Annotated in this window: 9 protein-coding genes; all 9 read right to left on the bottom strand. The window is 37.3% G+C overall.

Annotated features, from left to right (window positions below; genetic code table 11):
- Window positions 1-2: 2 nt before the first annotated feature.
- Window positions 3-2,561, bottom strand: coding sequence for an AAA family ATPase (locus tag RI845_RS00960; protein WP_348387886.1), 2,559 nt, complete (start codon window positions 2,559-2,561; stop codon window positions 3-5).
- A gap of 152 nt (window positions 2,562-2,713) precedes the next feature.
- Window positions 2,714-3,019 (bottom strand): hypothetical protein, encoded by a 306-nt coding sequence (locus RI845_RS00955; protein WP_348387885.1) that lies wholly within the window; start codon window positions 3,017-3,019, stop codon window positions 2,714-2,716.
- Complete coding sequence (locus RI845_RS00950) at window positions 3,006-6,962, bottom strand: RHS repeat domain-containing protein (protein WP_348387884.1); 3,957 nt, start codon at window positions 6,960-6,962, stop codon at window positions 3,006-3,008. Before RI845_RS00950 ends, RI845_RS00955 begins: the two co-directional genes overlap by 14 nt.
- Before the next feature lie 2 nt (window positions 6,963-6,964).
- Entirely contained in the window at window positions 6,965-8,275 is a 1,311-nt protein-coding gene (locus tag RI845_RS00945; protein WP_348387883.1) for a S8 family serine peptidase, read from the bottom strand.
- Between the two features lie 945 nt (window positions 8,276-9,220).
- Window positions 9,221-10,240, bottom strand: coding sequence for a hypothetical protein (locus RI845_RS00940; RefSeq protein ID WP_348387882.1), 1,020 nt, complete (start codon window positions 10,238-10,240; stop codon window positions 9,221-9,223).
- Window positions 10,241-10,418: 178 nt separating this feature from the next.
- On the bottom strand, window positions 10,419-11,783 hold the full coding sequence (locus RI845_RS00935) for a TnsD family Tn7-like transposition protein (RefSeq protein ID WP_348387881.1): 1,365 nt from the start codon (window positions 11,781-11,783) through the stop codon (window positions 10,419-10,421).
- A 1-nt stretch (window position 11,784) separates the two neighbouring features.
- Window positions 11,785-13,203: an ATP-binding protein gene (locus RI845_RS00930; protein ID WP_348387880.1), complete on the bottom strand. Its 1,419-nt coding sequence runs from the start codon at window positions 13,201-13,203 to the stop codon at window positions 11,785-11,787.
- Window positions 13,190-15,328 (bottom strand): transposase, encoded by a 2,139-nt coding sequence (locus RI845_RS00925; RefSeq protein WP_348387879.1) that lies wholly within the window; start codon window positions 15,326-15,328, stop codon window positions 13,190-13,192. Before RI845_RS00925 ends, RI845_RS00930 begins: the two co-directional genes overlap by 14 nt.
- Complete coding sequence (locus tag RI845_RS00920; RefSeq protein ID WP_348387878.1) at window positions 15,315-16,142, bottom strand: TnsA endonuclease N-terminal domain-containing protein; 828 nt, start codon at window positions 16,140-16,142, stop codon at window positions 15,315-15,317. The genes RI845_RS00925 and RI845_RS00920 overlap by 14 nt, the downstream gene beginning before the upstream one ends.
- Between the last annotated feature and the right edge of the window lie 24 nt (window positions 16,143-16,166).

Raw genomic sequence — 16,166 nt, 5'->3', positions numbered from 1 at the left:
GGTTAATGCACTCTCGTTTTAAAAGCTTCATGCCAGATGATAATACTATCCAAATAGCTTTCTAATATATCTGGCTCTGGTATCTCTACCGGAGACTCGTCTGATTGACTATGCTCAAAACACGAAAAATCACTCATCAATTTTTCAATAAGTTCGCAATCATCTTTCGTAATTTTTGCCAGTAAATTAATTTTATTTTTAGTATGAATATCTCGCCTATGTCTCTTGATGACATCAGCCAGAAGTTCTGTCTCAACAATTCTTTCTAAAAGAATTCTAAAGTCGCTACAAATTGCTTTTGCCAAGGGATAGTAGTTATCAAATCCATGCGAATCATACATTTTTCTTGCAACGCTAAGCCTGTTATTTTTAAGGTCTTTAACAGCATTAACAGGCTTTTTACCGAAAAGTGGAATATCACCATGTTCACCACACCCCCATGGCTCCCTTCTAATATATCGACATTCAGCATTACCATTGTCAATCAATTGACCTAGCAAACTGAGCCTATGAGTAAACACAATGACTTGCCTATTTTCACTCAAAGAAACCAATCGCTTTGCAGTGTGCTCTTCATAGGTTTGATCTAATGACGATATAGGATCATCAAAAATAAAAGGAGCTGAATTAGGTTTACTTCCAACATCAGCAAGAAATGCTGCCAAAGATACTATTCTTTGTTCACCTTCACTTAAAACACTCATTGCTTTACTTCGACTATGCTGATGATTTAGTCCTTGAAGTTGAACTTTATGATAAACACGTCCAAGCTTTGGCCTAGTCTTTACAAGTTCTACCGTTACTTTTGACGCACCTAGGAGAATTAACTCATTGTTGAACCTGTCAACAAACGCTTCAGTTACTAAGATTTCAGATACTCGCCCAGCTTCTTTTGAAACTGCTGCCGTATTAACTGACTTAAGCCACTCGCTAATTTTTTGTTTCTCCTTAAGGTTTGATATTTCATCTTTAACAGCATCAACATAGCTACTAGCCCATTCTTTAGACTTCAATTCGTTAATGTGATTAATCAGGTTATTTTTATCAAATTCCACAGCATCTTTTTGATGTTGTTCTACCTCTTGCTCTAAACTCTCAATGATGGATTGAATGGGTTTGAAAGTGTCGGGGGCAAGATCATAATATTTGTGTATTTCTCGCTCTTTATCCTTTGCATTGGAAACGACATCTTGAATATTCCCCCAAACACCTTTAAATATGGGAAGCCATTCACGTTCATCCAATTGAGCGGCTTGAAGAGACATTACAATAGTTTGCTCTTCTGGTTTTGTTGGTAGTTTATCCAAAACATCCTTAAGAGCAGTTTCTGCAAGCGTAGCAGACGACTCAAGCTCACCCGCAACATAGCTTTCAAATTTTTCTAACCGTTTCCTTGCTGACTCATCAAGTTCTTGTTCACATAAAACACATTTGGAACCTTGTTCTACATAAGGATATTCAGCTTCAGGGTAAGCACTACGTTTAGAGTAATTTCTCGCAGCTTCCCACATAGCTTTCCATATTTCTGTGCCAAAACCATCAAAACTTGTTTCTGTGACAATTGCATTAGCACCTTGCTGAGCTATTTCTCGTTTTGTCTTAGCGTCTAGTTCCAACTGTTTAATACGTTCAACTGAAATATTAGAGACATGTTTGGCAGCCTTCATCACATTATTAAGTATATTTTCGAGTTGAGTTTTCCGCTTTTGTTTCTTTACTGCTAAGTCAGTTGGCGAAGCTGATAATCGCTCACCTAGTTGTACCAAAGCGGCCTTATCTTCAACTGAAAATTTATAGAATTCTTCTACAGTATTTATATCTGTATCGTGCTTTAAGCGTTCAAACATTCCCTTAATGTATTTCGTGTCTCCATAATCAGCAGGCTTTGCGGGAAGTACAGAACCTATAGCCCCTAACTCTCCCTTAAGCTTTTGTTGCAGTTGTTGATAAATAGAAACTAATTGCTCGAAAAGTGCCACTTCGTTTGGGACATAATTAATTTCTTGCTCTTTATCTATATAGAAAAAACCCGTCTGACTATCAAAAACATCAACTGTGGTAAGTTCTTGAGCGGGATTTTCATTTGCCTGCCATAAGAAGGTTTTATCATCACCATTTATTGAAGCTTCGACTTTACATTGTCTATTCTGAGGTAACTCTTTGAATACGTTTGGTTGAAGTTCTGCCGCATTTGGCTTGCCGCACAACTTTTTTAGAATTCGAGCGTACCCTGATTTACCAGATCCGTTATTACCGTAAATAACCGATAAATTATGTGCAAATGGAAGTGGAGTTCGAGGTGCTAACGCATCAATACCTTCAATTTCTCCAATGGAATGAATACGAATATCACCATTATCATCAAAGGCGCTTTTAAAAAATGGTGTTAAATCGACTTGTGTATCTTTTGATTGACCTTCAGGCGTTTTCAATAGAGCAAGCAGTTCATCGATAAGCTCGTTTTTAATCTCTGTTTGCCCATAGACCTTTGATACTGCTAATTGCACCCAGTACGGCTGGGCATTAACCCAATCAATTATTCCTTTGTTTACATCGCTCAAATTCGACTCCATTTGTAATGAACTTAGTTAATAGCTCTTAGTGACAGTATATATATCTCTATTTCATTAAAAAATACAATTGAATCAATCTTCTTTATGCTAATAAAAAGCCCCGACTAGCGAAGCTTTGGATTCAAAATAATCAGTTATGTTTATTCACAATATTCTTTCCTAATACTTTCTTTATCCACTTCTTTCATCATACTAAATTTATCAAAATCAAGATTTACCCTTTCACACATCCTTCGATCTTTTCTAGCTTTTATTATATCAACTGGCAATAGGGTGACACTAGCACAACCAATAACAGCTGAGATACTAATTATGAAGACTTTCCAAGAAAAGTCTTCTAGCGTGAAATGAGATATAAACGAGCCAATTGCCACCACCAGCACAAAAGTCGAGAAGTATGAATATCTTCTTAAGATTAGTTTTAAATTAATTTTACTTTTTTTCATCTTTTAAAGCGCCTGTAATAGCTGCAACAGCTTTAACACCTATTTCAGCTACTTGTCCTAATTTTGATTGACCTGTAGCATGACTTACTACTTCATTCACAGCAGCGTTCTGAGCACTACCACCGATAGAGCCTACAACTTTATCTGAAGTACCTTCACCGTAATTAGTCCCTGCAACTGCATCAACCGTAATTTTAACAGCCGATGCGGCTCCCTCCGTTGTAACTCCTGCTACGGTATTTGCGGTTACATTCACTGCACTACCTAATTTAGTACTATTTGTTGCTGCTGAAATTGCATTAGATGCCTTTGCGATCTGAGCACCAATACCGGCACCTATTGCTCCCATTGCAGTCGCGCCCGCTAGCTGAACTGGATCGACTTTGGTTATGTCTCCACCATTAGCTATCAATTGTACAGTCAAATCTAGTGCAAATCCTACTCCAGCACCTATCAGAAACTTCCCTGTTGGGTCAGCATTATTAACCGGATCATTCCCAACATAAGCATACCAATTCATCCCATCATCGTAACCAATCGGGTCTGTTTGCATAAACCGACCTAGTTTTGGATGATAAATCCGTGCTTTGTAGTAATAAAGCTCTGTACCAGGCAACAATATTTGACCAGTATACCTAAAACGCGCATCACTGACATTATCCGGCTCGCCGAACGCGCTGTAGCCATGAATGTTTGCGACACTGCCACTGCTATCGGTTTCTGCTATGATTGAGCCTTGTGCATTTGCGAGTAAATAACGGGTTTCGCTTGTGCCTGAGCCAATGTACCACACTAGTGGGTCGTCTACGCCTACGCCATGAACATAGCGATTGATTAACGTACCGCTACTGTTATATTCCGCGACAAGCTCGTCACCATCATATAAAAAATTGGTTTTAACAGTGTTTAACGTAAAACTCTCTAAGCGTCCCGTAGGGTCGTAAGTTAAATCTAAATCCGTTCCCGTCTTATCGGCTGATATTAATCGATTATGCGCGTTATAGTCATACGTCCACCCATCGTAATTAATCAAATTACCGGTCAAATCATAACTTAGGCTATTACCAGCAACGTTAGTGTATTGATTAAGGTTATTCGGGGTATAGGCTTGCTCTCCTACACTCGGGATAGATATTTGAAAACTCGCATTACTCGCAGTTCGATAGGTTATCTGACTCGCCGGATTGTAGTTAAAACTTGACGCGTTAATCGACCCATGAGCAAAGTCTGTTAAACGCCCTAATTCATCATGGTCAAGTGTTGATACAACCCCATTGTTACGGGTCATACTCACCAATTGACCAAGCTCGTTATAATCATATCCTACAAGTTCTTTAGTACCACTTTCTTTAATCGCGGTTAATGCGCCTGAACTGTCATAATCATAGATTATGTAGAATCCGTCCGGATGCGTTAGGCGTATACGTCTACCTGCAACATCATATAAATAGCTTAGGGTTTTATTATTGGTGGTAGACGTTAACAAACGCCCTAAATCATCATAGGTATTACTTACAACGCTAGAGTCGCGAGTAGACGTTTTAGGTCTATCAAAATTATCATAGGTAAAGACAAGCGCAGATTCATTCGGGATTGTCGTTTGAGTTTTTAAGTTTAACGCATCATAGGTATGCGTAAGGACGACTCCGTCACGTTTACGCAAGGTTTCCACATTTCCATTGGTATCATACGTATTTAGCTCATACGTGTTATCCGGGAAGGTTGTACGACTTAACCTATCAACTCCATCATAGGTATAATTCGTTAAATTGCCGTTACCGTCTTTTTTATAGTCGGCTTGACCATTGCCGGTATAGGCGATTTCAATATCAATTGCTTCATCAATCGTATTATACCCAGAAATAGTTTTAGTCACTCGGCCATTGTTATCATAAGTATTTTTAGTAATACGGTCACTACCAAAAGTCCCGGCAGTACCTAAACTACACGCTGAACCTGGTAAACTGGCAAATATAGCCGGATTCATACGTATAACCTGACAATCGACTAAGTTACGAGGCGTATACGAGGTTTGCGTGACAGACTCCGTAGCAGCATCAGAGTTTACCGTTGTTTTAACCGGCATATCGTTACTGTCATAGGTGTAATTTGTCGTTAAATTAACGTCTAAGGTCGTGTCTGTACTTGATGAAAGTGTCCCTTGCTCAACCTTAAGCGGTTGATTATCTTGGTCTCGATACGTTGTTTTACTCGCGACCCTAACGCCTTGTTGATTAACCGGTGATATTTCCCAAGTCATTCTGCCCGTAGTATCATAGCGATAATACGTCGCATCATCTAACCCGGATAACGGACCGTCTTCACTTAATTTATTTCCGGCACCATCATAAGTATACGTAGTTGTTTTATTCAGAGTATTACCGTAGTTTCGCTCGGTAACGGTTTCGACTATGTGAGTATTATTCCAGTACGTATATTCGGTAATAAACTCTTTGCTAGTCCCACACTCTGAGCCACTGCATATTGAGGTTTTGGTTAACCGGTCATAACCACCTATTGAGGTATAAGTATTGGTTGTTAATCTACGCATGCCATTTTGACCTGCTGGCTCTAGCTTGGTGAGCATACCGCCGTGAAGTGAATCAAAGGTATAATCAGTACGGTTGTTATTTGCATCTACCGTATAGGTCGGTCTAAAGGCGTTTAAACCCGGTAGACTTAAATCATAATTAGCAGTAGTAACGATAGAGGCAAGACCAGAGCCCGGTTTAGCATGAACGTGTTTCGAGGTGATATTACCGTTACCATCATAATAAATATTGACGCTATTACCTTCTGGGTACGTGATTTTCTCTAGCTGCTTATTAAGGTTATATTCGTAAAGCGTTTCATTACCTAAGCTGCCCGTATCACTGGCAACTTGTACGCTTTTGCTTTTACCACTCGACGCATTTAATTTAATTGTGCGCTGATAATTATCTGGCCCGGTAATATCGATTTGAGTAAATTGTTTTTTCGGGTCGTATTGGATACCGCTTGTTGGTGTATAGCTGTAATTATACGTTTCACCATTACGAGTAACGCTTGTCACAAAATTAGCGTGTGTCTCATCATCATAAGGTAAATATGCAGAGCTTACAGAAATGTTATTAGCGCTATTAGACGGTAATTTATAACTAAAATTAGTCGCGTGCTCTGGTAGGTATAAGCTATTCGTAAAGCCGGTATAATCCCACGTTCTTCCTAAAGCATCTGTTACCGTACCATTAGAGCTAGAATAGTTATTTTCCGCTAAAATAACGCTCGGTGCACTTGTCTTAGCAATAGTTACACGCTTTATTACCGCCCAAAGAGAGCCGTTACTATTCGATTGATAGGTAAACGCCATTTCATAGCCTAAGCTACTCGTTGCTTTATTCGGTCGTTGGTCATAATTAGATGGGTTTTGAGTATAATCTATGGAAATTACTTCCCCGTCCGGGTAAGTAATTTCACTCGCGTAAAATGTGCCATTAGGGTAGTGAACCCCATTAGTCGGGTAAATACCGGCTTTTACATTGTACTTTACCTTTACGCCTGTACTTCCTTGCGTATATAGAAAGAAAGGACCAGACATATTACCGAATAGGGTAGACCCTGTGTTTCGTTCAGGAATACAATCGTCATCAATACATTCAAAAAACTCTGAGGTACTACCACCAAACGTAACCGAATGCGATTCTATGCGGGTATTCCCTCCGGCCGACCATGTACCATCAACTCGTGATTCAAACTTTTGAATGGTATGAAACGATAAGCGAGGCGCAGCCGGGATACTTAGAGCCGGAAATTGAGGGTAATATTTGCCCGAGTTTAAATCGACCCCGTTAATATCAGTCACGATTTCTAGCGGTTTAATATACTCGTTATCTTCTTCTGCAAAGGTTTGGCCCGTGAGAGCGCTGACTAATAGTAGCCAAGAAGCGTTAATTAACTGTTTCATGCCTAGTTCTCCTTAACTTGTGTGCGATTACCTGCATCGTCATAACTGTAGGTCACATCTTTATTCTCATTATTTTTAATATTCTTTAAGCGCCCTTTGGCATCATATTGATAATCAATAGTCTGTAGTGTGCTGTTTTGTTGTAGCACTACGATTCTACATGGCCCTCCCATGCATGATGGAAACTCCATTGAATCCATCATCAAGTTATCCCATGTCATTCCTTGAGATAAATAGCCTGCGAGCACTCCGGTAATATAGGCTGCAGCCATTGAACTGCCCGACATTGTGATTTCTAAACTGTTATCGAAATAAGCAGCTGATAAGATATCCTCACCAGGGGCTGACATATCAATGCAAGAGCCATAATTTGTAAATGCAGAAGGCACATCATTTTTCCCTAAAGAGCCAATGGTACGTACATAGGAAAGGTGTGCTGGTGAAAAGTTACAAGCATCATTATTAGAATTCCCCGCCATTGTGACGACTTCATAACCGGCACTAATTAAGTTAGTTACCGCATTATCAAGGGAAGAACTGTTAGCACTAATAAACCCTAAAAAAACAACATCTGTAATTTGAGCTGGTGGCGCTGTATATAGCACTGCATCAATTCCTGAAAGAACGGTCGACAATGGCGCATTACCTGAACAATCAAGTACTTTCACAGAATATAGCTGACTTAGTGGTACTACATTATTTACAGTTCCTGCTGTATGAGTGCCATGCCCATTACAGTCACTGCCCGAGCCTCCGGTATAATCCCAAAAGGGGGTAGCATTACCATTGAACGCTTCATGAGCAAAGTTAATACCAGTATCAAGCATATAAACACTAATGTTATCGCCTGATAGTGTAGTCGACACATTGCCATCCAAAACAGGTGTGGATTGATTTAATCGATCTAGTCCCCAGTCATAACTTGCTTTTTCAACTATTAGGTTTGCCTCAACTAGCTCTACACTTTCGTGTTTGCTAAAGTCTTCAAGGCTAGACTCTGGAATTTGCACATAAATACCAGACGTAGATTGAAATTGTTTTTTATATGTACCGCCGAATTTCTTTATTAACCTTTTAATATCTTGGGTATCTGTGATGTTAAATGTGACAATATATTCATCTAATACACGATTATGGTTTAGGCCATTGAGCTTATTATTACTCGCCTCTACAGCAAAAGTAGCGCAGAGCAAAAGAAAATAAAAAGCCATGAAATAAAACGAATTAATGTATTTAAACAGTTGTCTGGTGAGGGAGTAAAAGCTCAATGTTCGACTATCGTAAGTGATAGACGACGATGCCGTGATGTTCATATAAATACCCTTTATAATATGAGTTTAAATCAGTCAAATGAAGCGAACTTCGATCATATTCAGAGTATTCAATCAAACTTTTATCAAAAAGAGATATATTGCAAACCATGCATATAGAACAAAATCCATTTGATTTAGGGTACTTGTAAATTGTTATGAAAATCAATTGATTATCGAACAATTAATGTCAATTAAATGTCAAGTAGATGTCATTTTTATCAGGGCTACATTGTTGGTGTTGTAATTTGCTATAGATGGAAGCCTATTTTTTAAATATGTTAAAGGCCGAATACCATAGCAGATTTAATCGGGATGATAATGTATGTAAGAATGTCATTAGTAAAATTTCTTTTGATTGTAAGCTCCTTCTTGGAGCATGCCGATTTTAGAATATTACAACCAGCTCATTTATAACCAAGTAATATAACAAGTCACACCTGGTTAGCCACAATTAACTTCAAGGGAAATCATTTACTGACTCATGGGAGTCAAACCATTGTTTGTGAACCACGATTTTCAGCCGCGAGCTTTACTTATACACTGCAAACTATTGAACCTAAGTTAGGTAATGTTCATGCAGCTTTGCAAGGAATCTACTAAAATCGCCAAAGAGATATAAGCTACGTATCACGTACATCTGTGCATAAAATTCGTTCAATAATCCTTCTCGCGATTATTTATACAGGGAGCTTTTATTACGTTCGCGCTTTCGATCTTCTAAGTCGTGAATTTCGTAGCTTTAAGTAGAGTAAAAAAGCTCGCAACTTCTAATTGATAAGGCAAACTTAATGTACGGCGAGAGGCTGATGTCGATTGGAATTCAGAAATGCCCCTGACTATTGGGGCAATCTCCAACGAATTGTATAAAGAATCTATAGAACTTGAAATTCGATAATGTTTACCCCCTTACAAACAACAACTATCAATACCTTATTTATCAAATAACTACATTAGAGACTCATCAAACCATCCCCTAAAAAGAAATTTCTCTTCAAGTTCGATTGACCATTTTTTCTCAAGCTGTAACCTTTCTTCTCCTTTTGTACCTACAACTTTAATTTTATCTTCGAGCGACATATGAGCAGCCTTTTCCTCTAGATTTTTATTTCTATATCTGGGTGAGGCTCCGAGTGAGTCTAATAGAGCAAACTGGTTTTGTGTACATAAGTCTGCAAGCTGAGAAGACGGGGTTGGACGTTTAATCGTCAGATTAAGAATACAATTATAGTTAGTGCAAATTTGACAGCTTGAGCTTCTAAGTTTTATAACCTTACCACTAATAGCATTTCTATTAAATACCCCTAGCAATACATCAATAACTTTAGCTTTATTTTTAAAAATCCTTTCAAGAGTATAGGGGTAGCGTTTGTGTAAATATTCAAAGTTATCTTGAATCTCAGCTATTTCATCCGATGACATATCCCAAGAATTATCATCAAAATTAACCGGCCATGGAAACTTCTTATTTAACTCTCTAGTAAAGCATCCAGCGAAATGATTGTTTACATTATTCTGTTGTATTACCTTCAAATCATTATGCTGAGTAATAATGCTTGCATCCTGTGGAATTTTACCGCGCAATATTATGTCGATGGCTTTAATTGCTTTAGCTCTAGAATAAAAGCTTGTTTTTAGTTCATACAATGGGGAATGGTGCACTGTACAATAAGTATTGTTAAACCAGTGTATTTTGAAATATGCAAAGCCTAGCTTCTTAATATTTTTTTCTATACAGCAAGGGCAAAAAGTCACTCGAATTCCGTGAGCAGCAGAGTTCTTCATTCTAATTGACCTTCCAAATAAAAAGTTGCGTAAGTCATTTGCAAAACCAAATGGATATTCAAACAATCTTTTAGGTGTATTTGCCATCCCAATTATACGAAGACTGTTCAATATAGATGGCTCATCAATTGTACCGTATACTTTCAAAGTTTCAGGTAGAATACCTATTTTATCATGCCACATCCCAACTGCTGTAAGTATATTGTGATACTGTAATATGCCATTTATTTTCTGGGTTCGATAAATGAAACTGTGTATTAATTCATCTTTTTGTATTTTTAGCAATTCTGAATCATCCAGCTCGTTAAGAGTCCAAGTATAAAATTAAATTTAAAATTACATATGAAATCTAGAATAACTGTTAAAAGTTAAGTTGTTGGTACAACCATTTCCTTTCATGACGATACAGCCACGAATAAGCATAAGGTAGATATTTTCTTATATACTTTTTACTATCAGAAGGTTCTAATGCTATCCACTTTAAAACTTGAGCTTTATACTTTCGCCTTCGAGATTCAAATTTAGCCCGCCTTCTCCTTTGCACTAATCCAGATTCAGCAGATATTATTTGGGATATGCTACCGGTTGATATCTTAAAATGTTTAGCTATAGCTTTCCGGTGAAAACCTTTATAGGCCATCTTCAGAACCCCCTTCACGACCTCTGTAGTTATCAATCTAGGCTTCATATTGATTGAAATCTTATTCTTCAATGCTAAGAGTTTTAAATAACATCTACTTTTTCCTGTTTTTTGGCTGATTTTTGCTAATGATAAGCCTCCTCGAAGTAAATCTAAGTACTTGTTTTTTAAAATCGTTTGCTGTTTTGTATTATCAACTGCTGTAACTTCTAGTACAGGTTTAACTTTGGTTTTGCAGAAAAAAGTTAACCAAAACTCAAGAAACAAGTATTTAAATGGGTGTTGTGGATGTTGATTGCATAACAAATATGAGAAGTAGTTAAAGTCAGTATCTGACCTTGGGAGTAACCCTACACTTGAGTGTTGTAATTTGCGACTAAGATGAAAACATTCATATGTTAACTCTGCTCTCAGAACACGATTGTTTTCTCTTATAAACCCCGTACGACGAAGCTTCTCTAGCAGCGTATTAATATTGTATGGTCTGCCAATATTAACAATATTCTGTAAACGACTATATACATAACGTGCAAGTAAAAAACTTTCTTTTGTACTTGCTTTGGCATCTCCGATTAAACTCGGCAGTAATCCCATTTTAATATGTGGTCTACAGGGAAGTGAGAGATGTAATAATGATATTTGATGCTTATAGCATGAATTTATTCCTGGTACTTGATGGGCTATATGCCAATATGAAATACCATATTTTTTAATATCATTGTGTACACAAACAAGACAGTATTTTAGAGAAAGCTTTTCAGATTCTCTAAAATTAGGGAGCTGACAGTTCCGAATTGCCCTACCTGAATCATTTAATAACAAATATTTATAAATTTTGTTTTTACGTTTATGAGAAAAGTGAACAAACAATGGTGCAAGAGTTTGCTCACTAATAATTTTATTATAATTTTGACTATAAAACTCAGCCGCATTTGTAGCACCTACAGTGATATAAGGATGAATACTAGCGCGGTTATTTCCTACTAAAGTCTGTAAAAATGCTTTCGCAGGCATATGCCAAAGTGTCATATGTCTTATATAACGGCTATAGAGACTTTCTCCAGGCAAAGCTTCAGTAATTAACATTTTAGCCAAACTCAGAAAGGGGGTCTTCCAAAAGGACGCCCGCATGACTTAAATACTCCATTTGGCTTTCAAAATTTTTAGAGCGTTGCATCAAATCCATATCTTCAATTTCGTTAGACAAATCGACTAGGCCCATCAACTCTTGAATTTGGACTGCAAATTCAGAGTGCTGTGGTTTAGAAACATCGCCCGTTTTATCAACTTTCATACTATTACTGTTAGATTGTACTTTTTGAGTTCGTTTTTTGCCAACAGGAAGAGTAATTGCTGTTTTTAAGTCGATAACCTGTTGTGTTTGTCGAGACAGGCTACAAGCGATTGCATTTCCTGCTTCAAGGGAGGCTTTAGTTAAACGTTCATCAACACTGCCAATAAGTAATCTCTGAGCTTCCCTAAACGTGCGGCATGCCATGTCAATATTTCCTACAGATAATTCGAAAATCTTTTTATTCAGTTCATCTGTTAATTCAGTAAAAACGTTTGTCCATTGATAATTCCACAGTTGTTGAATAAATACTTTCCAAGAATCACTATCAATAGAAAGAGGAGACATGTGATAGTGGTAGCAACTTTCTGCACGACGTGCATTTTTGAGCTCTTTGATTAAAGAGAGGTTAAATGGTGGATTCGCACAAAAAAATATTGGGATACCAAGTTTATTTACAAGCCTGTGCAAAAATTTGAGCAGATTATCTTCTCCTTTAGTTTTCTTGAATGTCAAATTTTGCATTTCATCGATGACAAGCATACCCAAAAAACTAGCTTTCATTACCTGCTCAATTTGACGTATTAGCGAACCAATTAATTTTTCTGGCCTAGTTCTTGGTCTATCAAGAGATAGATCTAATGACCACAATATTTCTTCACAAAGATCTCTTACGCTAGAATTTTGAGGACAGTCAACTTTTACCCACACAACTTGTTTAGAAAAGTCTAAATTAGTACCTTTATAGCCGTCGTGAACAATGACATTCGGAAAATAACTCAACACTTGCTCTAGCATTGTTGTTTTCCCAATTCCACTCTCTCCAATTAGAGTAAGGCCCTCTCCTTTAGGTGTAAATCGTCCTGAATCTGGCTCAATTTCTGGCTGTTCATCGACAAAATAATGCAAATATTGCGCAGTAGTAGGTGTTAATGGATTTTTTGTAGAATAGCCATTTTTGAGACTTCTTTCTATTGCCCTAAAGCATGTCTGATAATCGGTTAAAGGTTGCCTTAAACGGTCTATCCTTACCAAATACTCATCTCGAACCAATGGATCAGGATGGTCAGATATTTCTTCGGCATAGTCAGGGTAATGACTAAACAGCTCCATAACATTTAGCCAAGGTAATTTAGGAGGAAGAGCCTCAATTAAAGGGTTACCTTTATGTTCAGGTAGAATGGCTTCATTATATATCGCCTTAATCGTTTTCATTACTACTCCTATTTTTCCTAGCCCTACCTATTGGCAGCGCTACTACCTCAGCAACAGTAGATTGCTGTGTTATAACTTTTGCTTCACACCTGTTATCAGAGGTAATCACATTAGTTGTACTAAGAAGTTCATCTTTTCTTTTTTGCCTAATATTTTTTCGTTTTTGTGAAAATGGTATTTTAGGACTAGCCTTAAGTCGTTTTTTTGCCTCCTTCTTCGATTGCTTGCGCTGTTTCATATCATCTATTGACTCTATGCTAACGGGGTTTAACTCTTTCTTAATTTCAACCCAGTCTTGCATAAAGTCAGCATCAATCATTGTCTTATTAGCAAACATCCGGCTACGAGATAAAAGTTCACAACGTAAAAACTTACCTTTCGGTTCTAGCTTTACATAAATATAGTTCGTGGTATTTTCATCTATTCTGGCTTCGAGCCTCCACCTTCCACTAGTCCGAGCTATTGAAGCCAAGCTTTTTTCAAGTACTTCAGAGCATGAGTAATACAGACCATTAAACTCAATGCCATTTCTAGTCATACTAACTTCGGCTGGTGGAAGAATTTCTGCAATGACTTCATCTTCATTGGCTAATTTAAGATCTTGTTTTTGTTTAGCTAGATGAATCTTCCAATAATTTGCGGGAGTTGGAGTTAAATCGTTCTCAACTAATAACGAGCTCGAATACCCAAGCTCTTTCAAAATGCTCCTATTATGTTCTAGAACTGACTTAATGATAATGGTTGTGACTTCCTTAAGTGTGTGACAAGCATCTTTTCTTGGATCTCTTCGACCTCTGATTACCGTCCCCAAACGAGTATTCCCTAAAAGTTCATGCAAGCTATCATCATTAATAATCTTAAAACTTCTTTCAATAACACCTTTAGTCTCAGGTCGGTAGGGCGGACCAAACAACAAAGAAGTCATTGGCGTTACTACATCTTTCGGCTTTAAACCAATCATTTCGCCGTTATCACACATCAAATTTCTCGGAACATGAAAACATGGCCAGTCAGGAGATGAAATGTTCACACCAAATTCACGACAATATTGAGTTTTTTCAATAAAACAATTCGCAATCGCTTGTCTGGCAGCTCTCCAAGATGCATGAAAAAGAGATACATGCATACCAACGATCATCCTACTTGCTCTATCAGCTATCATGTAGATTGTCGGCCTACCCAGCACATATTGAGTTCCAAATTCAGAAACAATATGAACATCAGCTACTGTTGCGTCTATTTCGAAGGTGGTACCAGGTAAAAAGCTTTTGTCTATAACGCTACCTAACACTCCTCTTTTGTTCCTTAAATAGTCATTTTCAGAGGTTCTTTTCAAAGTAATTTCATCTTTAGAAAAAAGCTTATTTGTCCAATATCTGAACTGTTTTATTGTTGGAATATAAGGAGGGCGACCTTCTAGATTTGATACTCTGAGCTCATCCTCGAAATGATCCCTTAGAAATTGTTCATAGGTTTTAACTAAACTTATTCCTGTCTCTTTTAGGTAATACTTTTTTAGAGATAGCTTAAATTTAGCCTTTATGTCGTCAGTGAGTATAAATTTTTTATATCTTTCTACTGCGAGAGTTCGAGGATTTACTGGGGCACCAAGATCTTTATTTGAGACCGTTTTATCCTTTCCAAATCCCCCACTGTTTGAATATGCGGGTAGCAACGACATTATACTTTGTCCGTAGAGCCAATATTTAGTCAAAAGCCTTGTAATGCTTTTCCTGTCAACGCGAATCTGTTGAGAATATTGAGCCAACTGTGAGAATCTTTTCTTAGTAGCGTAGTTAAATAGAAATTCAGAATCTGAAATTAGAGGTTTTATAATTTCGTAATTACTATCTCTCTTCGCAATGTGGTCAGTAGAGGCATTATCTTCACTCTGTAACATAAAATTAGGCAAAACATACTCAGAGCTTGTTATTTCTTTGTTTTTCAATCCACTTTTAAAACTTTCTAATGATATAGCTATCGGACGAACAGCGACCGAATCAGTATCAACTTTAAAAAGTATTATGCAATCATTGGTAGGAAAAATATCTAAAACTCTATAACGGCAACAATCGAGCAATTCAAAGTTTAAACAAAGCCAAACACTGTTCCTAAAAATTTTCATATGCAAACCTCCGCTGTTCGAAGGCTATGTTTCTTATGTCTATTACATCAGACTCACCAAGTGAATAATTCAAATCAACCTCAATAAATTTTTCACTAATTAGGTACTTTAACAATAAGAGAGACTCATCTCTATTAACTATATTATTCTTAATAAATTTTTCACATAAATCTTCTTTGTAATATTGTTTTTTCTTCAATAAAGATAAAGCCGACGTAACAAGCTCAAAAGAAAAATATGAAGGCCCCTTTCTAAATGGAAATGTAGCCCAAGCAATATTTTCACTTTGGATTCTTCTTAAATCATCTCCAACGTAAAAGCTAAACTTTACTCCCATTAATTCCCAGCATATTCTTTCAATTTCTACTTTTTGAAGGACTCTATCTACACCAGCTTCTTCCTCAGGCTTTACGGAGATGGCATGAAAATATTGCCCTGATTCAGAGTCGACAGTCAAAAGTAAGTCTGTAGTTAAAACAATTGGTTCTTTGGTTTTAGGGTGTTTAGGGTGTTCTACACCTAATGTCTTTGCGACTTTCTGAGAATAATTTAACGGTAAAATAGGAAACTGTTCTCTGATATCGGTAACCCGATCTGAGAATTCAATTAAATAAAAAAGCTCGGATTCGAGCAAAGACATTAGATGATGTTCTCTATTTGTCTTCCGACCAAATATCTGGGACCTAGTGCCTCTAGACTTTACATCTTGTACCCTAAGCCAGGGCTTATATTTACTACCTTGCCCTAAACCATATTTGTTTTTTAGGGCTCTTTGATAATCCGCAATGGATTCTAATTTTCTACCTTTAGGCATACTGACTTCCTACTAGTTAGCCTA

Source organism: Thalassotalea nanhaiensis, from assembly GCF_031583575.1.
In the GTDB taxonomy this organism is placed as follows: domain Bacteria; phylum Pseudomonadota; class Gammaproteobacteria; order Enterobacterales; family Alteromonadaceae; genus Thalassotalea_A; species Thalassotalea_A nanhaiensis.
Note: the sequence above shows the minus strand (reverse complement) of the source record. Positions and strands in the feature narration are given on the sequence as shown.